Origin of the sequence: Mesorhizobium sp. LNHC229A00 (genome assembly GCF_000502415.1) — a bacterium.
Classification (GTDB): domain Bacteria; phylum Pseudomonadota; class Alphaproteobacteria; order Rhizobiales; family Rhizobiaceae; genus Mesorhizobium.
In genome coordinates this window covers 1-20,600 of the sequence record NZ_AYWQ01000001.1, presented here as the reverse complement: position 1 = coordinate 20,600, position 20,600 = coordinate 1, and the positions used below count along the sequence as shown (strand labels likewise).

The window sequence follows — 20,600 nt, the reverse complement described above, 5'->3', positions numbered from 1 at the left end:
AGCCGCGCCAAAGCATTGCTCGAGCGCCAGGGCAATTGGACATCGCCGGCGCGGAAATTTGTCTGGAACCTTCGCCATTTCGAGGGGTTGTCCCACCAGTCGCTGGACGCGATTCCAGGATCAATTTTCCGTTCGGGATTGTGTCAGAACAAGAGATAGAGCGGTTCATGATTTCCGCGAAACCGTGCACCGCTCCCGGCGACGAGTTCACAGAAATGGAGACAAATCATGTTCATGAAAATCCTCGCGGCTTCGGCCTTCACCATTGCCCTTGCAACATCCGCCATGGCGCAAAGCAATAGCGCAGCCGGCGCGGATGGGTCCGGCGGCAGCGGCGAGTCCGTCACTGTGGACCCAAGCACCCCGGCTTCGCCCAGTACGATCGATCCGGGCTCGACCAACAGCACGACCACCACGCCGGGCGACATGAATTCCAATGCGGACAAGAATTGCCCCACCAACCCGCAGGGTGCACAGACGGACGCCAACGGCAACGCCACCGCGCCGACCGTGAACGACAACAACTGCGGAAAGTAGTTTGCCATCGCGATAATGGGAACCGCGGAAGCAGTTTCTGCGGTTCCCATTATTGGGATTCAGTGTCCGCGACTACCCGCCGCCGGCTCTGGTGCCGCTTCACTACCCACCCCGCCAAAGACCCTTAATTCAGCGTACGGTTTGCCGGCCCGCGGGCGTGCGAACGAGGCATATATTTTCATCAGCCGTTTGAGCAGGCGCCCGTAGGTGAGGTGCCGGACCCGGCCATTGGCAAGATCGAACTCCACCGTCCCCCATCGCCTTACCGGACCCTTTCCGGTTGGCGGACCCAGTCGCCTGACCTGGAAGGCCAGCCTGATCTGGCGGTCGGCGACATCCAGATAGATACCGGGTTTAGCGCCCAATACCTGCCACATCCGGGCAACGTGCCCGATCGACATGTCAGACGAAATCGCCATGTGGGCCCGCCCAAGTCGAGCCCAGACGAAATCACCGGCTGGCTGCCGCATCCCCGACACCGAATTCTTGCAATAGGCTGGCGCCACCTCACACACCAACCGGCGCATCGCGCTCGCCACGCTGTCCTCCAAATCCCGCCGCGATGCCCAGTCTGCTTCGGTGAACGGCACTTGTCCGAGGATGTCGCCGTCGTCGAAATTGGCCGACATCTTATGCAGTGTCACGCCGCCATGGACGGCATGCTGGCCATCCGCGACAAGACGATGGAGAGGATGCGGCCCCCGATAGTTGGGCAGCAGTGCCGGATGAAAATTAAGCCCGCCCCTGGGAAAGAGGTCGAGCAACTGCTGTGGGATCAAGGTCGGGAAAGCGAAGCAGATCAGCACATCCGCGGCCATGTCAGGCAGTTGCCGGCCAAGCTCGTTCCAGTCGTAAGGCCGGCGGAATTCGATCAGCTTTACCGGCGTGTTGCCGAGATAGCGTCTGAGCAAAAGCCGGCGCCTCAGCCTGCGCCGAAAATTGCCAATGCTGAAGCCTCTGGACGGGCTTTGAAAACCAGGCACGATGATCGCACCAACACGGTTTCCCGCCTCGATCCATCCGGAAAGCAGCGGCCCGGTATAAGCAGAAACATCCAGGACGAAAATTGCATTGAGTTGCCCGGCGAGTGCCGCAGGTTCGGAAGAAATCATCTTCTCAAGCCCAGCGGGGCAAGACATAGCGTCCCCGCGCCAGCAATTCGATCACCGTTACAACTCGGCCAGCCAGGCCCGAAAGCCAGCCAGGCCGGTCAGGCTGCCTTGGAAGAAAGCGGTCCCGCCGCAACACTTGAGAGTCTTTCCCGCTTCACCAACACCGGCTTTTCGTAAATCTTCCTCATGCTAATCCCCAATGATCAATCAACCTACACAGTTGGCCAGCAACGCAGCCAACTGTCAACCGCCGGACGGCGGCCAACAGCCTCTTTATGCGTATGATCCTGGCAATCGACGAGCGTTTACACCCCACCTGCGGCCAAAACGGCTGGTGAACCTTATGAAACCGCCTTTTCACGAACCGGCAGCTTCCAGCCTGGTCTGACGAAATGGCACGTGTAGCCGTTGGGGTATTTCTCAAGATAGTCCTGGTGCTCGGGTTCGGCCTCCCAGAACGCACCGGCCGGCGCGAGTTCGGTGACGACCCTGCCGGGCCACAGGCCGGAGGCGTCGACATCGGCGATAGTGTCCTCCGCCACACGCTTCTGCTCCTCATCGGTGTAGTAGATTGCGGAGCGATAGCTCATGCCGACATCGTTGCCCTGGCGATTGCGCGTCGTCGGATCATGGATCTGGAAGAAGAATTCCAGAAGCTGACGAAAGCTGATTTTCGCCGGGTCGAAGGTGATCTCGATGGCTTCGGCATGCGTGCCATGATTGCGATAGGTAGCGTTCGGCACGTCGCCGCCGCTGTAGCCGACCCGCGTGGCAAGGACTCCCGGGAAGCGCCGGATCAAATCCTGCATGCCCCAGAAGCAACCGCCGGCAAGCACTGCACGTTCGCTCGAAGTCGCCATGTCACGTCTCCTTGAAAGGCAATTCCGGAAGTGTAGCGGCTCTCCGTCGGGAATTGCGCGGCAACAAACTTGGATAGCGCCATAAATGGGCACTGTTGCCTGGTTCGTCCAGTCAGACGAGCGGCCGTCCGGTTGTATTATAGGGAAAAGGATAGCACGAAGCCGTTCGCCCTAGCTGCGCGGATGCCGGGTCCGGCTGCTGGCGGCAGCCGGCAGATGTCGCGTGCCCGGCGGAACCACGGCAAAACTGATCGCCACCGGCGGTGCCTCGCGCGACCAGTTGAAAAGAACGGTCTTGACCGGGATTTTGTCCACCCATGCCAGCAGCCTTGACGGCACGTGACGACCCGACCAGACCATCAGCATGCCGTGATCGCGCAACCGCTGCCTTGTGATCCAGGGTGCGAACCGCATATCGAGATCGGTGAAGATCGACGGCTTGTCATAGGCGTTGAGGCCAGCCAGCATGGCAAGATTGGTGTCGCCACCGACGATGTCGAGCCGGCCCGGCGCCGCCGCGTGCCAGATTGCCTCGGCCTCGTCCGAGATCGGCCGCGCCGGCCAGCAGACTGCGTCCATGCGCCCGCGCACATTGCAGTCCGTCCATCGGATCGCCCCATAGGCGCCCGACATGGCCACGATGCAGATGAAGGCGCAGATCGCCAGCCTTCTCATCTCGGCGGCACCGAGCCGGTGGCCGAGAAAGGCGAGCGCGACGACGCCGACAAGATTGTACATCGGTGCGCCCCAGGCTTCGCCGGTGCCGGTGAACAACGAGACGACCATGATCAGCACCGCCGGTCCAAGCCCCATCCAGCAGAGATAGACGAGCGTGTGGCGCTCGACCGGCACTTGCGGGGCTGGTGAGCGCCGCAACAGCCCTGATAGCGCCAACACCAGGAGAAAGCCGGAAAGGCCCGCCATCTGGACGCCGATATAATAGAGCCGCGCCCGGTGCTCGCTCACCCATGCATCGCGGCCGGCGAAATAGGTCAAAGGCAGGAAATCGATGCGGTAGAGCGCGATGGCAAGCGGCGCGACGACGGCGAGAAACACAGCCAGGCCAAGCCATGGCCAGGGTGTCGCCAGCCGGCTGCGCGCGCGTGGGTCGCACAGCAGCCAGAGGCCGCCGAAGGCAAGCAGCAAGCAGGTGGAGAACTTGGCGTAGAGCCCGATGCCGGATACCACGCCAAGCGCCAGCCACCATCCCGCCCCGCCGCCACGGCCGGCGCGCCACAAAAGCCAGCAGATCGCCGCCCAGAACGGCATCTGCGCATAATCGTGATTGAATTGCGGCGTCGGCCAGCCGAAGAAATAGATCGACGGCATCAAAAGCACGGCGGCCAGCGCTTTGTCGCGCCCGAGCGTGTCGCGAGCCAGCAGGTAGACCAGGATGAAAGTGGCCGAGATCGTCAGCTGGGCCACCAAATATTGCGGCCAGCGGAACGATCCGGTCAGGAGATGGCTGGTCTCGAGCAGCCAGCCGGGGAGTTGCGGATGCTTGTAGGTCAAAAGCACCCATTCGCGGCCCCACATGAAGCCTTCCACGACATCGCCGGGCGGTGCGGGATCGATGAGTGTTGGCACCATGGTCCAGCACAGGATCTGCACCAGGCACAAAAGTGACAGCAAACCCCAAGGGTGCCGAAGCAGGGCGGACCAGACCAAGGACAAGTCCAGGCCCACGGCAGGCAGTGCTGCCGGCACCCAACGATCCATGGAGTCGTCAATTCCCGCCATGCCGCGCTTAAATCACATCGCCCGGTTTGCCGAATAGCCCCAAGGTCAAAGCTTACAAAAAAGTATACTTGCGTGCCATTGCAACACCAAGATTGAGCGGGAATCTCGGAGTTTTATTGCCCTCCCCCGGGCAGAACGGGCCGCACACCCGATCCCACTTCAGCATCCCGGACATTCGATGCGTCACCAGCATGCCGTCATCCACCACCGCGCGCTCGACTTCTGGCTGGCGCGCGCGGCGGTCCTTGTCATCATCTGCCTGCAGCTTCTGGTCATCAACGATCTTTCGTTCGGCCCTCGCTGGCTGGCGCCGGCGCTGGAGGCCGCGCTGCTCGTGCCCCTGTCCGTGGCCACCGCCTGGACGCAGGTCGCCAGCCAGAAAGCGGTCGAGGAAGAGCACTGGTATCTCGTCGGCCGTTTTCGCGTCATGATCCGCAGGACGGCCCTGGTAATGACCGGCGTAGTCAGCGTCATGAACTGCGGTTCGCTGGTGCTGCTGGTGCGCGTATTGCTGGCGGGACATGCCGGCAGCAGCGGCCAGACACTGCTGGTGGATGCGCTCAATATCTGGCTCACCAACATCATCGTCTTCGCCTTGTGGTTCTGGAGCACCGACCGCGGCGGGCCGCCGACCTGCGGACTGGTCAAACGCGCCCATGCCGATTTCCTGTTTCCGCAAATGACCCTGGACGATCGCGAGATCCGCGACTGGCTGCCTGGCTTCGTTGATTATTTCTTCCTCGCCTTTACCAATGCGACGGCGTTTTCGCCAACCGACACCTTGCCGCTTTCCCAGCGCGCCAAGCTTTTGATGATGGCGGAGGCGATGATTTCGCTGCTCACGATCGCGCTGGTCGCGGCCCGCGCCGTCAACATCCTGGCCTGATCCACGGTTTTGCGACCTTGCGCCGAAGAGGAGCAGGGCCCCGTTTCCGTGAAACGATGAGCGGCCTGAAAACGCAAAAAAGCCCGCCCCGGCGTGAGCCAAGGCGGGCTTTTGGTTCGATCGAGCCCTCAGGTGCCGGTCCCAAAGAAAGGCAAGGCCGGCCGTCAGTCCTCCGGGGCTGGCCCGAACTTCCCCACGATCACCTCGAACAGAATATCCGAGATCCACATGGCGCAGACGCCGATGAGGAAGGCAGCCGCAAGCGTCGTCGTGTCGTCACCGGCCAGCGGCAGCCCGGTGGCGCGGGCATACTGGACCACGGGCAGCGTCAAATAGGCGGCGGCAAGCGCGCCGCAGATTGGCGACGCGACCAGTTCTCGCAGCTTGTAGCGATGACGCGACAAAGCCCGCAGGACGCCGCCGGCGAGACCGGCGGCGACGACCGGCCCCTTGATGCCGAGCAGGCCGAAGAGATCGTGCATCATTTGACCGTCCTCGCGACCATCATCATGGTTTCCATCGGCACAGTCTTTCGCCCTTGCGGTTGTGCGCCAGCAACGCCTTGACCTCGCCATCCGACAGCGCATCGACTGCTGCCGCCGACAGGCGCAGCGGGCTCGACACCACGCAAAATCCGCCCTTGGCAGTGGCGCAGCCTGATATCACGGCCACGACCGAGGCGAGCATCAATCCCTTGCCCATGATTTGAGCTCCTTTCGGGCGGCGGCGGACGGCAGCGCACCGATATCGTTCTGGACCTGGTCGGCAATCGCGCGCGCCTCGGCCTCGGTGGCAGCCTGTCGCGCGCGCTCCGCGCGTTCGCCGGCCAGCCGCTGGCGAACACCCCAGCCGAATGCCGCAAGGATAGCGGCGCCAACCCCCAGAATGGTCGGATTGGTGAGCAGGAAAGACATTAGCGCGCTCATCGGTTTGGCTCATCCTTGACAAGATAGCCGACGGCAAAGATCGCTATCGGCAGAAGCGATGCCCATGTCTCGGCGTCGTACCAGGATGGCCAGAAGTTGCGTACGATGACGCCCGCAACGGAGGCGGCTGCGGCGGCGATCGTGGCGGCCGTCAGCTTGTTGGTTGGACGGGTGGTCGGCTGGGTAACTGTGGCCATTGTCAGAACATCCCTTCAAGGGCGACGGCGAAATGGTGCCAGGCGGCGAGGATGACGAGCACGCAGGCGGCGATGATACCGCCAGTCTTCGCGGCCATCGGCATTCCNAGCTGCTTGCGGCGACGGTTTTGCAGGCCGCGCGGATACAGCCGCCGGCGCCGACATCAGCAATGCCTGCGCCCGCACCAACTTGACCCGATCCGACCAGCCGCGCCCGAATGTCGCCCATGTCGGCAAGCGTTGCAGGAACGCCAGGCGCGCATCGCAGAGCCCGTCGATCACGACGCCGGCCGGTTTTGCCCTGGCCGCTGCGAGCGTGGCCGGCCCGATGCGCCCGTCCTGGGCAGCTCCCACCACCGCTTGCAGATACTTCGCTGCCCTGCCCGGTCCGCTGTTCACCGCGAAATCGAACACGGCGCAGTCGACGCCGTCTGGCAACTCGGCACCCAGCACGGCATCCCAATAGAACCGGCGAAAAACCGTTGCCACCTGGTCATCCCCGATCTTGCGCAGATCGGCCTTGCTGGCGTCGGCCTTCACGTAGCGGCGGAAGTTCGCCAGCGTGACACCCTTCATCGTGGCGCCGCCCGGATCGGCCGGATTGTCCGACCAGCCACCTTCGGATCTCAGAACAAGCGCAAGCGCCCGCGCGAAATTGCGGTCCATGGGTATTTCTCCTTCGCGTTGTGATGGTTTTGGTCGACGCAGGAAGTCGGCCATGCCGTCTCCCGGGATGCCAATCCCTACGACAAGCGGACCAGCCCTCGGTAACTGTGCGTTGTCTGGCATCCCGCCTTGCACGCGGGCCGACACGTGATAGAAAAATGCAATTCCAGGACGAACGGGTTTCGGATGAGAAACTATATTGGCGCCGCGCAACGCCTGGTCTTCAACAGTCTGGCGGCCGCCATCGATCGTCGGCACAATATCGATCCGTTGGGTGCGGCACCGCGTGCGCCGAAGGCGGACTACCTGCAGTTGTTCGAAGCGGCGCGACAGGTGCCGTTTCCGGAGATCGACAGGCTGGAGGCGGAAACCGGATTCGCCATTGACCGCGACTGGCTCGACGAGCTGGGCCTGCACACCCAGATCACCATCAAGACGAGCGCGCTCGCCTATCCGCACGGGCGCGTGCTTTACAGCTTGCTTCGCCGCCGATTGGTGGACAAACCCGAGCCGTTCACGACCGTCGTCGAGACCGGCACGGCGCGAGGTTTTTCAACGATCTGCATGGCCAAGGCGATGGCCGACGCCGGAGCCGCCGGCCATGTGATCACGGTCGACGTTCTCCCCCATCAACGCCGCATCTACTGGAACTGCATTGACGATCACGAAGGCAGGAAGACACGTGCCGAGCTGCTTCAGCCCTGGCAGGGGCTTGCCGACCGGATCGTCTTCCTGCAAGGCGATTCATTGTTTCAGCTACCGAAGGTCGGCGTGAACCGCATCCACTTCGCCTTCATCGACGCGCAGCACACAAAGAAGAACGTCCTGCTCGGATACCAGGCGGTTGCCGCCCTTCAGCAGCCCGGTGACATGATCGTCTTCGACGACGTCACGCCAGGCCAATTTGAGGGTGTGGTCGAAGCGGTCGAGCAGATCAAACGGCAAGGGTTGTACGAAATTCGCCGACTCGTGGCGTCGGACTCAAGAGCCTATGCCTGGGGGGGCAGACGCTAATGAGCCAGCTATACTCGTCATCGCCCGGAATACAGCACACACATGGTGGACGAGCCGAGTTGTTTATAAGGCTCGCAATCGGAACAATGTTCGCACTTGCTGTTTGGACGGTGGACTGGGTGGCAATTCGAGGCGTGCCTTTCCCAGATCTGCAAAACTACATCATGAATTTCGACAATGGCGCCTACTACGTGTCTGCAGACGCGGCCTCTGTCGTCGAGTGGTATGCCCAGGAATATTTGTGGCGAAAAAGCATCTACGCGCTCAAGGAAAGCTTCGAGCTGCGCAGCATTTTTTCCGCGTTGGCACTCGTTGCACTTCTGATTTTTAGCACATACGTAGCGGTCAAGGCTTCCGCTCCTGCCTATCTTCTTTTGTTAGTTCACCCCCAGCTGGTCGACCTAGCTTTTTCACAAGTGCGATCCGCCACGGCAATGGCTGCGATGTATCTTGCACTTCTATTGCCATGGCGCCTTCTCAAGTATGGTTTCGTTGCGGTGGCCACGTTCATTCATTCGGCCGTACTGGTCTTTGTTGGAGCGTTTGCGGTCGGTCAATTGATCACCCGTTTCAATGTGGCTCGACGGCATCATATCCTGATCTCGGCCGGTTACATCGGCGCCGTTGTCGTCGCTGCAACCCTCCTCAAAAGTTACTTACTCGGCTCTATCGGTGACAGGCGCGCGACGATCGAGGTTAACACAAGCGGATTCCTACTGACGATTATGGTCACGGCTTATGCTGTGCCGTTTATTTTCTTCAATCAGATGTTCAGTCGGAAGTTTGCGGCCTTCATAGGCCTACTTGCATCGTCGCTCTGCTTTGCGATGTATCTCTACAATCAGAACGGCATTCGGTTCGTCGCCCTTTCCCTACCTGCCTTGGCGGTGGCAATCTCCGGTATCCCCGATGTTCAATGGCGGCGACTCACACTCACGGCAGCCGTGGCCTCCCAGGTCATTTTCTTCGGTTACTGGGCCAAAGGCATTTTTCGATGAAATCGATCCGTTGGATGGCCGAGAAATATCTTGCAGAGATCGACAGTTGGCGGGTCGCTTTCGTAAAGGTCTTCGGTTCAATCTGGGGCAACGTCTTCTTCCAAGCGTTCTTCTGGCTGATGGTGGTCGGCAACATCGTAGCGATGTGCTTTGGCGACACTCTATTACAATGATCAACCGCCGAACTGCCACTTACGAACGACAATCGTCATCACGCCGCTACCGGGATCCTTGGTAACTCCTGTGTCGTTGGCGATGATGATGTCCACGCTATCGGCCATGACGACGCGAGCATCTCGGATCGTACAGCCCAGGAGATCGGCCGTGAAGCCAACACCTGTAACTATGTCACCACGCGCCGCCCCTGGTACTGCGACCTGAATCGTTAACGTCGTGCCGGTTGGGATGCTGGGCGTTGGGTTGACAAATATCTGCCCAACGGTGCGCAACTCACTTTCAGTGATGCCGCTGAAGGCGGTCAGGATCGCGCCGCCACTGACGTTCATGGCGTTCCCAACGAGCCAGTTCTTCCCACCATCGGTGACGTTTGTGAAGCGGACGCCATTGGTGAATGTCACTCCTGTCGTGGCGTCGAAAACATTGTTGACTAAACGGCAGCCGACGAGCTTTGCATTCTGGACAAGAATTCCGTCATCGACCGTGCAGCCCGAGCTTGGCGCGAGGAAGCCGCCAAACACGTTGTTCTCGACCATTAAACCGCCAAAAAGCCTATTGCCCGATGGCGCGCCGATCCGAATGAACGACGAAATCCCCATGCCAGGAGAAAATCGAAACTGGTTGCCGCTTACCGAGCCACTGACCGGGTCGTTGGCCTGATCATTGGTGATCTGAATACCCTGGTTCTTCTGGGTCGCCAAGTACGGCGACTGCGACATGTCAAACATGTTGTCATCCACCGCGAAGCCGGTGCTACGATGGACAATAATGCCGTTGTGGGACACGTCCGCGACCATGTAGACTTGGAGCCAGCATTTCCGGATTTTCACGCCGGCTCCATCACGAACATAAATCTGGCAATTGCCGCCGGCGCCCTTGGTCTTCATACCCTCAATGACTGTTCCATTGCCGAAGTACGAGACTATATTGCCCGTAGGGATCGCCGCTGGGACTGTCAGGTCCGTTCCATCTCCACAGCAATCCTGAACGTCACCATTGATGATGCGCAACGAGGCAGAGCGATAATCGAGAATGCCAAACCGATCGATTTGCGATAACAGTGGATTGTCGATCAAGCAGTTTTGAGTGTTGCCCATATAGATACCGCCGCCGCAGCGTAGGATCTCGACATCGCGGAAGACGCAGCCTAAACCGCCTTTGTTGTTAACGCCGCATGCTGGTATCGATCCGAGGCTGTCCAGTGGCCCGCCCTCTGGGCCAGTGCCGCGAAAGCCGTCGATGACAACTCGCTCCATGATCACCGATTGCGGAAGCGCAGAGCCAGCGCCGACGCCATCAGTGTCCCAAAGCGCAAATGCGTGGCCGTTGCCGGCGGCGCCGGTCAGTTGATTGCCAACCGCCTTGAAATCATGAAAGCCAAGCCGCAGGGTATGGCCGACAAGCCGGAAGAGCGGCGTTCCATTGACCATCGCGCTGGTAACGGTCGATATGTTGCGGCCGAAGCCTTCAATATTGAACTGCCCGAACATGATGTCGATCGTCTGGTTGACTGTGATGGCAGTAGGCGGCAGCCGAATGTTGCCGCAGTTCTTTCCGTCGACGATGTGGACAGCAGCAATGATCGCCGCCGTATCAGCGTTGGCGTTTCCCAGCCCAGCGCCGAGCATACAAAGATCGAGGATGCTCTCCCTCAGCACCCAATATCCGCCGCCCACCGCATCCACGGTTCCATCCGGCATGAAGCGATCGGTGGAGCGGAAATATGCCAGCGCCGGATATCCGCCGGCGGTGATTGCCGCCAGCGACATGCGGGCGTAGTTGGCGCCGCCGACAAGGGTTGCCGGCGTGTTGAAGACCGGAGCGTAGAACTGCGTGCGGATGGCTTTGACGCCAGCGGCGATGGTGGCGCCGGCAGCTGCGGCCACCGACACGTAGATCGGCACGTTGACGCCCGACACCATGGCGGCGTCGGCGGCATATTGCTGGGCGAGATCGCGGGCGCGCTCCGCCTCGGCGATGACGCCGGCCAGCTCGTCCCTCACCGCCGCCGTCGCGTCGCCGACAAGATCGTCGGAGCTGAAGAAGGCAAGCGTGATGTCGTCGCGCCCGACGGCAGGCGCCAGCGTCTGGAAGGCATAGACGAAACCGGCCGACACCGCGCCTTCCTGTACATGCACCGTCGTGCCCTTCTGCATGGTGCGGCTGGTGCGGGCGTCGGCTGCGCGATACCAGAAACCTTGCGAGGCGGTGTAGATGCCGTTCAGCCTGGCGTCGTCCTGGTCCTTGACCAGAACGCGGTCGCCGACCGCCGTCTGGACCCCATCCATGGCCTTGAGCCCCTCGATCCACGCGACGCCGTCGACGATGACAGTTTCGAGGTTCGCAGTGGTCGCCAGGCGCACGGGTTCGCGTTCGCCGGTCAGCAGGCGAACGGCGGCGGTAGCGGGTCGGGCCATGAGGCTTGCTCCATTGAATTTCCGGGCGGACGGGACTTGAAGATGATAGGGATGCAGCCGCGCTTGGCGGCGCAACGAAGCCCTACTAGCGATACCGGCGGGACTTGCGCTTCTTACCGCCGATGCCGCGGCGGCTGTCGATCCGAGGATCAGCGCCCAACAGAGCGCATTGATCCAATGCAATTTGCCGGGTCGGCAAACTGTCGGCTCAACCCGGCAATTCGTATTTGTGGGCAAGAAAAGCTCGGCATTATGCGCCGGTCAGGACGTGGATACGAGCGCGCGATGCAATCAGCCCTCCCCTACAAAAAGATCGCCAACCGACATATGCGAAGGTGCGTGCCTCTCAGTTGAAGTCCAAACGGTTCGATGATCATCGAAGTACGCGTCACCAAAAGAGAAAATAGCAAGGGACCCGTCGGGACGGCTGCAACAGTGCACCCCGTCTGGACGGAAATTGCGGTGACGGCGCACTCTTTTCCACGGTTCGGTCCGGAGGTTCACTCCAGTCAGGTAAGGCGATAGCGCTAAAGTGCACTGTCACTGCAATTCTTATCAGACAGGCTGAAAGGCAGGTCTCAGCTCAATTCGCGAAGCCCGCTTGTTGCAGACCGACGGTCGCCAGTTGCTCAGTGGGGATTGCCCCTAAGGCATTGAGAACCGTGTCGCCGACGTTGCCAGACATCGCGGACGCCACAGCCTTATCGGCGGCGACCATGAGCGTGATGCCTAGCAACGAGATGCCTTGCCGGCTCCCCGGAGACAACCAGCACCCGCGCTAGACTACGCCAGACACTGCTTGGCTCTCTATCGACGGCGGTAAGTTAGCCAAGCTTATGTTGCGGCGTAGGAATGAGCTTCGTGACTTCTGTATGCGAGTCCCGCAAACCCAACTCGGCTGCTTTGCCCAAGTCTGATCTGCCCTGTGCCCCCAACGGGAGATCCGCCGGAAACAGAACCACATCGCCCAAATCGACCCGGCGCCGGTCGACGGAGAGAGGAATGACATGGACCATCGATCATCCCTTTCCTACTGCGCGCCAAGTGGCGAGCCGCGGAACACCACCGACCGTTTCGGCACCGTGCCAGCCATCGCGCTCAAGGCCGGCGCCTTAGTTGAATCCGGGATTTTGGCGAGGCCGCCAACGAGCGCGCTGCCAGCGCTGAAGATCGACGCCCCCACCGCCTGCTTGCCGGAAATGCGCGACAACGCAGCCTGACCGTCGAGGTTGTTCTGGCGCAGCCGAGAGCCGTACAGCATCGCGTCGAGGTCGGCCTGGCCCTGCCGTGCGTTCGCCGCCAGCACCTCGGCCGGCGAGCCCGCAATGCCGACGCCGGAAGCGCCGGCCTTGGCGCGAGCCTGCGCCTGCAGGAGGTCCTGCTTGTGACGTTCCCGGCTCAGTTCCAGGGCGGTATTCTGCGCCTCGGCTAGGGCCTGCTGCTCATAGGCCCTGGCCTGGTAGTCGGCCGTCTGTTTGCGCTGCTGGCCTTCCACCAGCGTGCCGCCGACCGAAAGAGCCGTGCCGAGAAGGGCAAGTGTGCACATGGTTTAGCCTCGTTCGCCAAGGGGTTTGCTTCCAGGAGTGAATTTGCCTTTGGGACGCCTGACGCCGAGGCGATTGCCTTCGGAGCGCTCGACCGGCGCCCCGAGCGTCGGGCGCGGATCGAGCGTGCCGCCGGGACTGAGGAAGGAGATGAGCAGTCTGTCGGCCTGCAGCGCCGGCCGGCTGAGGCGGGAGGGCGCCGCGGCCCGCGAGCCGGCCATGGCAGCGCGGCGTGTGGTGGTGAGGTTCACCTTCATCTCGGTGACGCCGGCGGCGTCGAATAGGCCGTTGGCTGTGGCGATGGCGCGGGCGAGCGCATCGGCTTCGAACAATTCCTGGCGCAGCCGCTCGACCAGCAGACGAACGCCGCGCCAGCGCTCGCCAAGCACGGCTGCCCTGGCCTTGGTCTCGTCGCCAAGCGCGGTGATATCGGCACGGGCTTCGCTGCGCGCGGCTTCCGCGCGTCGCTTGCCGGCGGCATCGATGGCTTTTTCCAGAAGCGCGATCCGGTCGTTGCAATCGTCGAGCGCGGCCCGCGCCACGGCAAGATCGCCGTCACCGAAGACCGCCCGGTCCTCGGCCCCGGCCAGTTCGGCCTTGCGGGTGAACGCATTGTTGAGGTCGGTGTCGAGCAAGGCGATGACGACCGCGTATTCGGCAGCCGTCCGCGCCCTGCCGAGTTGCTCGGCATGGAGGGATGTCATTGGGAAGGATCCTTATGGGGTGATGAGCGGCTGGCGAAGCTGCCATCTCCCACCAGGGGGAGATGGCACATCCGGCATTGGCGTTACCTACGGCTCGGCGTCGAACACCGGCGTGAGCGCCCTGATCGTGCAGGGCGTCGGATTGACATGGCGGATGCGCACCCGCCCCTGCCCTTCCCAGCTGTCGTCGATCGGCACTTCGACATTGCCGGTGAACAGTGTTGCCCGCCCGTTCGGCGCGACGATCGAAGGCAGGCGCACCGGTTCCCAGCGGCCGCGCATCAAGGACTGCACTTCCAGCCCCGTGGTGTCGGNGGTCTCGAGCAGCGACAGGATCGCCTTCGCCACTTTCTTGCGGCGGCCGACGATGGAGCCGTCGCGGCCACCGACATCGAGCTCCAGCGTGTCGGCGCCCGCCGCATAGGGCAGCCCGAGCTGCCATTGGGCGGCGGCCGAGCCGCCAGGCAGCGTCACCGTGCCGCCGCCGCTGACAACGAGGCCGCGATAGACCTTGCCGTCGGCCAGCACATCGACGGACTGGCCGGCGAGATGCATCGCACCGCCCACCGTGGTCACCGCGAGGCCCGTATAAGTGAGGCCGCAATCGACCTCGAAGGCGTCGGCGACGGCGCCATATTCGAACGGCGCGGTCTTGATCTCGATATAGCGCTTGGTCACGCCGCCAATGGTGCGCTTGACCACCAGCCACAGGTCGTCATTGCCGTCTCGCCCGGGCGTCACGACGGCACTTTCGACAGCCGCCCAGCCAACGCCACTGAAGCCGCCGCCCAGGCGATGCCGGTGCATGCCTCTGACATCCTGGGATGGCTGGTGCGTGTAACCGCCAAGCTCGCCATTATCGAGCGGAAACCACAGCAACGGGTCGGGGTCGGTCTGGAAGGCAAGCTCGACCACGCCCTGTTTGGGGATGTGCTCGGAAATTTGGCCGACATCGTCCGAGGAGAAGCGGCTCTGCGCGGTCTGCGTCAGCTCGGCGATCGATTTGCGCGAGCGCGTGACGTAGAGGAACGACTGGCCGGCATCGACCGGACGGATGCGGGCGCAACCGAAGGTGCGCGAGCGCCGGTTCTTGAACGAGGACGGCGTCAGCGCTTCGTCGATGCCCGAGCCCGACAAGGCACGCACGCCGCCGGACGTACCGATCAGCAGCGCGCCGTCGGAATCGGCGATCCAGACGATGTCGTTGGCCTGTCCGCCGCCGGCCTGGACGAACTCCAGCGCATCGTCATCCTTTTCGCCGAGCGCGAAATTGTCGAAGTCGCCAGTGGCCGAGGCATAGACCGAGAATTTACGGCTGAAGGCTAGGCGCTCCTCGTAGAGGGAGCCCGCCTCGACATATTTGCCGGGCACGAAAGTGCCGAGCCGCCAGCGGGTGATCGGCGAGGTATCGGGCAGCGCATGGCCGAAGAGCCTGATCTTGACCGCCATGGTGCTGGTGACGCTGGTGATCCTGGCCCAGCGCCACATAGTGTCGGCGCCCAGCAGGCGCACCGAGCGGCCGACATCGGCCGGCTGGAACCCGGCGTCGTGATTGATTCCGACGACGGAAGATGCCGTCAGGTCGAAGGGCGCCATCGTATCGCCGCTCTCGGCCATGGCGATCTCGGCAACACTGCAGTTCACCGCATCGCCACCGCCGCCGCCCGAAAAGGCGAATTTGTAGTATTCATAAGCTGTCTTGTTCTGGAAGTCGTAGAACCGCACTTCGGACCCGGACCAACCGACCTCGCCGGATCGCCCGTCCAGGGACACATAATTGGTGCCGTCATTCGATCCCGACAGCGTCCACTGCGTCGGCATGTCGGAATTCGACGAGACATTGTCCGACGCGGCAAGCCAGTAGGCATTCACGGCCCTGCCCTGGCCGGCGGGAAATTGATACTGGACGAATCCGCTGCTGCCAGCCGCGAATTTGATCTCCTGCGTGATGTCGCGGTCGAACACCCTCCAACTGTTGGTTCCCGTGCCGTCATCGCTCACCCTGCCGCTCGGCGCGGTGCTTGCGCTCATCTTCGGCGTGGCATGGCCGGTATTCGCCGGGGTCAGCGTCGTCGGCGTGGTGTTGATCTCGTCATAGGGTCCGTCGAGAAACGTGAAATCCGTCAGCGCCCAGGCGGTGTGCGCGGTGCGCGTCAAGACCTTCGGCGGATAGTCCTTGTGCGTGATCCACATCTGGTCTGCCGACTGGACATAGGCGAGTTCGAACAGATCCGCCTCCAGATAAGGCGAAGCCACCTCCACCGTGCCGACGCGCGCGCCATAGGCGTAGACGCGGATATACTGGGCGCCGAATTCGAGCGCATAGGCCTGCTCGGCCGAGAAGATGAACGGGATCAGTCGCGTCTTCTTGGCCGATGCCTTGACCTCGCCGGCGAAATAGGTGCCGCCGCGCTTGCGGATGCCGCCATGCGGCAGCGTGACGAAGTTCTCGCATCTGGCGAGCGCCGCCCGATAGAAGTCGAGCGACGCGCGGGCATGCAAACGCGGGCTGATTTCGCCACGGGTGAAGACATCCTGAAGCGGATAGAGCGTGGTCATCAGCGTGCGCTCCTGCTGTCGCCGCGTTGGCTGGACCACGAAGCGCTGTAGAGACGACCGCCGCGCTGGATGGCATTGCCGTTGAAGGCCGCGTCCAGCGCCCGGTCGTAGGCCGAGCGCGCAATGTCGATCATGCCCGACTTGTGGGTCAGCGGATGCGCGACCTTGATGGCAAGCGCGGCCACCAGCACCTCGGTGAACAGCGCGTCCCAGTCGTTGGGGTCGGTGAGGTTGGCGATGTAGCGGATGACGAGCGGACCGGGCTGGTCCGAATAGATCAGCCCCGCCTCCTGGCGCCAGGAGACCGGCAAGCCGTCCGGTTCGCCATTATGCGTCAGCGGCAGCGGCCGCAGGCAATCCGCCGGCAGTTCGTAAGCGACGTTCAACCCGCAATCGCCGCCGCCGGTGTTTGCTCCGGCGACCGTGGCGCGCAGGATCGCGGACACCCAGGCGCACTTGGTCAGCTCCGCTTCGCGCGTCAGGTCGAAATGCAGGTTCAGCAGCCGCGCCGCCTTGACGTCCTGATCTAGACTGTCGATCGGCGCCTCGTCGAGCACGGCGAGCGCCATGTTGGCAATATCGGTCGGGGTGATGGCCATGGGTCAGCGCCTCGTGGGTCGTGGTTGTTGCGGGCATGAAAAAAGCCGCTCGGAGGCGGCGTATTTGCTATTTCGCGATGGCAGGCGCTCTACGGCGTCCCCCCTCCGGCCGGCAGGCCAGAGGGGGGCGCGAAGGATCGCGGCTCAAAGCCCGGCCTTCGGCTAACCCGAGCCTGTTAGAGCAGCCACTTTCGCCAAATCGGGCTGGAGAACATCCCCAGGACGATGAGAGCACACCACACCAGCCCGATGCCAAAGAGGAGCAGGCACCACCAGGCGAAACGATCACCGCGGTCTGCTTGTCGCTTCAGGGCTCCATATTTTGCCCAGCTCGAAATGGAATAGAGCATCGAATATAGGGAATTGCCCTTTGGAGGGTCAGTCTCGATTTCCTCTCCGAGAAGATGGCCTCCGTACAATTGGAACGGCGCCGAGAGGACAAGGCCTATTGTGATGGCAGGGAGGAACCAGTTCAAACCAATATTCTCGCGCCGCAGTAGACCGCATTCTAGCTGCCTTCGAAAATTAAACAGTTACGGCACGCATTACAATTAGATCATTTTTTGCAAGAGGCGGGAGCTTATCGCCCCCGCCCCCTAGCCTTGGCTTGATCAAGCCTCGGTCGTCTTCAGCGCGATGAACGTCATATTCTTGACGCTCGACGCGGTGCGGTCCCAGTTCGCCGCCAGCGCCAGTTCCGCATCGGTGGCGAACTCGCCGGCCGAGGAGGCGTCGAGGAAGCGGGTGCCGGGAACATGCGGGACGAAATGACGGCGGCCGACCATTTCGGTGACACCGCCGCCATGGCCCTGGCGCGGCTTGCGGTCGAACTCCAGCGGCCCGCCCTCGGTGTTGACCGGCAGTTCGTTCCACAGGATCGCCTTTTCCTTGAACATGAAGGCGGTGTAGACGCCCGCCGCCACCGGAATGTCGTCGTCGACCACGCAGCGCAACCCCATGTAGTAGGGGATGAGCGGCCCGCCCTGCTCGGAGGACGGCACGTAGTCGATGAGGTCGGCGAGCTTCAGCGCCTTCATCTGCTTGGAATGCATCCAGATCGTCTTGAACTTGTCCGCGCGGTCGCCCATCAGGTAGGCAGCCTCGATGATGTCGGTGTCGACGATGGAGGCGCCGGTGGTGCGCACGAGGTCGCCGGCATCGTTGACGATATTGTCGGCGACGACGCCCTTCAGGATGCCGAGCAGGGTCAGCTTGTTGGCGCGCTGCCAGTACTCGGTCTGCCGTTTGACGATCAGCTTCTGCGGATCATCACCCGCCAGAATCGAGGTCAGGTCCGGAACCCCCCACGCTTGGGCGCGGACGTTGCGGGCGGCGATCTCGCGGCGCGATCCGATCTTCTTCATTTCGATAGAATCGGCCGGATCGTCGTTGACCGGCTCTGACGGGTCGTTGCCGAGATCCTTCCAGCCGGGCATGTCGACCGAGCGGCCGCCCATCGACAGTTTCGACGAGATGGTGGGGTCGGAAAATAGGATTCCGGCCTGATAGATTTCGAGCGACTGGACGTGTTCCTCGAAAGCATATTGCGCATAGACGGACGGAACGATCGCGTCCGCGATACGGGTGTAGGCGTCTGCCATTTTTGTCTTCCTTCAGGGTTGAGTTTGGTGGTGACGGTGTGTTGAGATTCAGGTCGGCCGGGATCACCTGAATGTCGGCACAGCCTAGAGGGGGTTGTTCGGCATCCAGCGGTCGGGGTTTTCTCCGGCCTCGCGAGCCAGGCGCCGGGCACGTGCGGGGTCGCTTTTGACGAGGGCCGAGATGGCCGTCAGGTTGCGTTCGCCGGAGGCATTGCGCTTGAACGGATTGCCTCCGTTCGAACGCGCCCCGCCGTCGATCGTGTCCTCCCGGAACATCGCTTCGCCAATGGCTTGAAACGCCTTGGCGATCCGCGGATCGGTCAGCGCCCCGTCAGGCAGAAGGATGCCCTTCGCCTTGTAGGCGTCGACAAGGCCGAGCTTCTTCATCGCCCGGTTGGCGACCTCAAGCTTCTGGCGGAAGCCGTCGCTGTCGGTCGGCCCCCAATCCTTGACGAGGTCGTCATGGGTGGCTTCGACCGAACGAGCGAGCGCGATGTGCTGCGCTTGCGCCTGCTCGGCCATGTAGCCGACGAACCTGTCATGGTAGGCCTGCGCGATCTTCGGGCTTGCACCCGCTTCGACCGCCCAGGCCTTGGACGCATTGGCGAGCTCGTCCGAATAGGCAAAGTTCTCCGGCAAGCCTTCCGGCCTGCGGTACTCGACCTTCTCGGACGACGTGACCGGACGCATGGTCTCGGGCAGCCGGGCGTGAAACTTATCCCAGTCTTCCCGAGATGCATCCGGGCCGGGAACGCGCAGGCTTTCACCCTGCTGCCGCTCCAGCTCCGCATAGGACGTGAAAACCCGATCGAGATTTTCGGCCCTGGTCCAGCCCTTGGCTTCAGCAAGCTTGCGGTTGCCTTCGGAAAGACCGTCAAACCAACTTTTACCGGTCGCCGGGGCGGACCCATTATCCCCGTTGGCCGGTGGCCGTACTGGGTTGCCCGCCGGCTGCGCACGCGCCGCCACGGACCCGGTGTCTGCCAGATCTGTCATGTGATGTTTTCCTTTGGTTAGAAATGAGCCGGCGGCAAAGCTGCCAATCTCCCCACTCCTGGGGGGATCAGCAGCGTCGACGTCTACGCGTTGTCCCCCCAATTCTCCCACAGCAGCGTCACCGTCCCAGTCACCGCCAGCGTGCCGTCGGCGTCGATGTCCGTACCGTTGGCGAAGGCGAGGTTGAGATAGAGATCGACCGGCGTCGTCGTGCCATCGAGCGTCGCGGCGGGCGCGATGTCGGCCGCCGAAGCCGTCGACGGCGCGGCCACGGCGCCGTCCAGCGTACGCGCTGTCGAGGCCAGCACATTGACCATGGTGCCGGCCAGCGTCGCGCTCGCCGCCGCCGCCGAACCAAGCGACCAGGTCAGTGCCGCACTGTCGTTGATGGTCGAGGCGCGGGCGGTCAGCACGGCGAACTGCAACCTGGCCGTGCCGCCCTTGATGCGCACCTTGCCGTCGGAAAAGTCGAAGATCTTTTGGCTGGCATAGGCCAGCGCGTCGGTGACCGGTACCTGCATGCCGGCAAAGGTGAAGACGGTGCGGTAGGAGCCGCCCAGTCCTTTGGTGACCGCCTTCAGGCCGAGTTTGGGCGGGGCAAGGCCAGCCTCGCGCGAAGCGGCACGGGCAAGCGTGCGGGGAAGACCTCGGGTCATGTCAGTTCTCCATCGAGGGGTGAGGAATGGTGGGTGCAGCGCGCCCGGGAACCGATTTACTTGGCTTTCCAAGCGACGTAGCTCACGGCGATAACGGAGGCCGGCGTAGGCCAGGCGAACCATGAAAGGGTGAATTATTTTTGCGGATGGCGGCGCTACAGCCTTGTTCGACAAGGACGTTTGCGCGTCCTCTGTCCATCAACGGCCGAGAAACCATGTTTTATATCGTGAGAGCCCCTGCCCCCGTTCCGCCGCAATGCGCCCGCACGGGAGATCAATAGGGATTTCAGGCCTTTAAGGGAGACTTCACATGACCTTTTACAGAACCGTTGCGGCCGTGCTGATGGCCGCCGCACTTGCCGGCTGCGCGCAAACCGAAGGCCAGCAGCGGGCCGGGACCGGCGCGCTGAT

General features: G+C 62.4%; 22 protein-coding genes. 5 read left to right on the top strand and 17 right to left on the bottom strand.

The features are described 5' to 3' along the window. Positions 1–228 precede the first annotated feature (228 nt). Positions 229–537 carry a hypothetical protein gene (locus tag X742_RS169330; RefSeq protein ID WP_023769511.1) on the top strand — a complete coding sequence of 103 codons (309 nt, stop codon included), beginning with the start codon at positions 229–231 and terminating at the stop codon, positions 535–537. 59 nt (positions 538–596) lie between these two features. On the opposite strand, the gene X742_RS169335 is transcribed toward X742_RS169330, so the two are convergent. The 3 genes from X742_RS169335 to X742_RS169345 all read right to left on the bottom strand — a co-directional run bounded on the left by X742_RS169335 (position 597) and on the right by X742_RS169345 (position 4,177). Further along, on the bottom strand, positions 597–1,355 hold the full coding sequence (locus tag X742_RS169335) for a formyltransferase family protein (RefSeq protein ID WP_198019174.1): 759 nt from the start codon (positions 1,353–1,355) through the stop codon (positions 597–599). Positions 1,356–1,990: 635 nt separating this feature from the next. Further along, entirely contained in the window at positions 1,991–2,509 is a 519-nt protein-coding gene (gene msrA, locus X742_RS169340) for a peptide-methionine (S)-S-oxide reductase MsrA (protein ID WP_023769509.1), read from the bottom strand. Positions 2,510–2,680: 171 nt separating this feature from the next. Then, positions 2,681–4,177: a glycosyltransferase family 39 protein gene (locus tag X742_RS169345; protein WP_245273772.1), complete on the bottom strand. Its 1,497-nt coding sequence runs from the start codon at positions 4,175–4,177 to the stop codon at positions 2,681–2,683. Between the two features lie 250 nt (positions 4,178–4,427). Between X742_RS169345 and X742_RS169350 the strand changes: the two genes are divergently transcribed. Further along, positions 4,428–5,135, top strand: a complete 708-nt coding sequence (locus X742_RS169350; protein WP_023769507.1) for a hypothetical protein — start codon at positions 4,428–4,430, stop codon at positions 5,133–5,135. Positions 5,136–5,299: 164 nt separating this feature from the next. Here the strand turns inward: X742_RS169350 and X742_RS169355 are convergent, their stop codons facing one another. The 5 genes from X742_RS169355 to X742_RS169375 are packed head-to-tail and all read right to left on the bottom strand — an operon-like array spanning position 5,300 to position 6,924. Continuing rightward, positions 5,300–5,617, bottom strand: coding sequence for a hypothetical protein (locus X742_RS169355; RefSeq protein ID WP_023769506.1), 318 nt, complete (start codon positions 5,615–5,617; stop codon positions 5,300–5,302). A gap of 25 nt (positions 5,618–5,642) precedes the next feature. Then, positions 5,643–5,837, bottom strand: a complete 195-nt coding sequence (locus X742_RS169360; protein WP_023769505.1) for a hypothetical protein — start codon at positions 5,835–5,837, stop codon at positions 5,643–5,645. Next, positions 5,822–6,061: a hypothetical protein gene (locus X742_RS169365; RefSeq protein WP_023769504.1), complete on the bottom strand. Its 240-nt coding sequence runs from the start codon at positions 6,059–6,061 to the stop codon at positions 5,822–5,824. The genes X742_RS169360 and X742_RS169365 overlap by 16 nt, the downstream gene beginning before the upstream one ends. Further along, a complete protein-coding gene (locus tag X742_RS169370) occupies positions 6,058–6,258 on the bottom strand; it encodes a hypothetical protein (protein ID WP_023769503.1) in 201 nt (66 codons plus the stop codon). Before X742_RS169370 ends, X742_RS169365 begins: the two co-directional genes overlap by 4 nt. A 15-nt stretch (positions 6,259–6,273) precedes the next feature. After that, on the bottom strand, positions 6,274–6,924 hold the full coding sequence (locus X742_RS169375) for a glycosyl hydrolase 108 family protein (RefSeq protein ID WP_023769502.1): 651 nt from the start codon (positions 6,922–6,924) through the stop codon (positions 6,274–6,276). Positions 6,925–7,236: 312 nt separating this feature from the next. Between X742_RS169375 and X742_RS169380 the strand changes: the two genes are divergently transcribed. The 3 genes from X742_RS169380 (at position 7,237) to X742_RS1000000173725 (ending at position 9,109) form a co-directional block, all read left to right on the top strand. Continuing rightward, positions 7,237–7,938, top strand: coding sequence for a class I SAM-dependent methyltransferase (locus X742_RS169380; RefSeq protein ID WP_198019173.1), 702 nt, complete (start codon positions 7,237–7,239; stop codon positions 7,936–7,938). Positions 7,939–8,024: 86 nt separating this feature from the next. Beyond that, positions 8,025–8,936, top strand: a complete 912-nt coding sequence (locus tag X742_RS169385) for a hypothetical protein (RefSeq protein WP_023769500.1) — start codon at positions 8,025–8,027, stop codon at positions 8,934–8,936. Next, positions 8,933–9,109 carry a hypothetical protein gene (locus X742_RS1000000173725; protein ID WP_023769499.1) on the top strand — a complete coding sequence of 59 codons (177 nt, stop codon included), beginning with the start codon at positions 8,933–8,935 and terminating at the stop codon, positions 9,107–9,109. Before X742_RS169385 ends, X742_RS1000000173725 begins: the two co-directional genes overlap by 4 nt. On the opposite strand, the gene X742_RS169390 is transcribed toward X742_RS1000000173725, so the two are convergent. From X742_RS169390 to X742_RS169435, 9 genes are all read right to left on the bottom strand, one after another. Further along, the gene (locus X742_RS169390) at positions 9,110–11,530 is read right to left on the bottom strand and encodes a hypothetical protein (RefSeq protein WP_023769498.1); all 2,421 of its coding nucleotides are present in this window, start codon (positions 11,528–11,530) and stop codon (positions 9,110–9,112) included. A 583-nt stretch (positions 11,531–12,113) separates the two neighbouring features. Further along, positions 12,114–12,248 (bottom strand): hypothetical protein, encoded by a 135-nt coding sequence (locus X742_RS1000000176395; RefSeq protein WP_023769497.1) that lies wholly within the window; start codon positions 12,246–12,248, stop codon positions 12,114–12,116. A gap of 312 nt (positions 12,249–12,560) precedes the next feature. Then, positions 12,561–13,076: a hypothetical protein gene (locus X742_RS169400; RefSeq protein WP_023769495.1), complete on the bottom strand. Its 516-nt coding sequence runs from the start codon at positions 13,074–13,076 to the stop codon at positions 12,561–12,563. A 3-nt stretch (positions 13,077–13,079) separates the two neighbouring features. After that, positions 13,080–13,778: a hypothetical protein gene (locus tag X742_RS169405; protein ID WP_023769494.1), complete on the bottom strand. Its 699-nt coding sequence runs from the start codon at positions 13,776–13,778 to the stop codon at positions 13,080–13,082. A gap of 87 nt (positions 13,779–13,865) precedes the next feature. Continuing rightward, positions 13,866–16,337, bottom strand: a complete 2,472-nt coding sequence (locus tag X742_RS169410; protein ID WP_031247554.1) for a hypothetical protein — start codon at positions 16,335–16,337, stop codon at positions 13,866–13,868. Further along, positions 16,337–16,936 (bottom strand): hypothetical protein, encoded by a 600-nt coding sequence (locus X742_RS169415; RefSeq protein ID WP_023769492.1) that lies wholly within the window; start codon positions 16,934–16,936, stop codon positions 16,337–16,339. Before X742_RS169415 ends, X742_RS169410 begins: the two co-directional genes overlap by 1 nt. A gap of 611 nt (positions 16,937–17,547) precedes the next feature. Beyond that, complete coding sequence (locus tag X742_RS169425) at positions 17,548–18,537, bottom strand: hypothetical protein (RefSeq protein WP_023769490.1); 990 nt, start codon at positions 18,535–18,537, stop codon at positions 17,548–17,550. Positions 18,538–18,621: 84 nt separating this feature from the next. Beyond that, entirely contained in the window at positions 18,622–19,533 is a 912-nt protein-coding gene (locus tag X742_RS169430) for a hypothetical protein (protein WP_023769489.1), read from the bottom strand. Between the two features lie 83 nt (positions 19,534–19,616). Beyond that, complete coding sequence (locus X742_RS169435) at positions 19,617–20,189, bottom strand: hypothetical protein (protein WP_023769488.1); 573 nt, start codon at positions 20,187–20,189, stop codon at positions 19,617–19,619. Between the last annotated feature and the right edge of the window lie 411 nt (positions 20,190–20,600).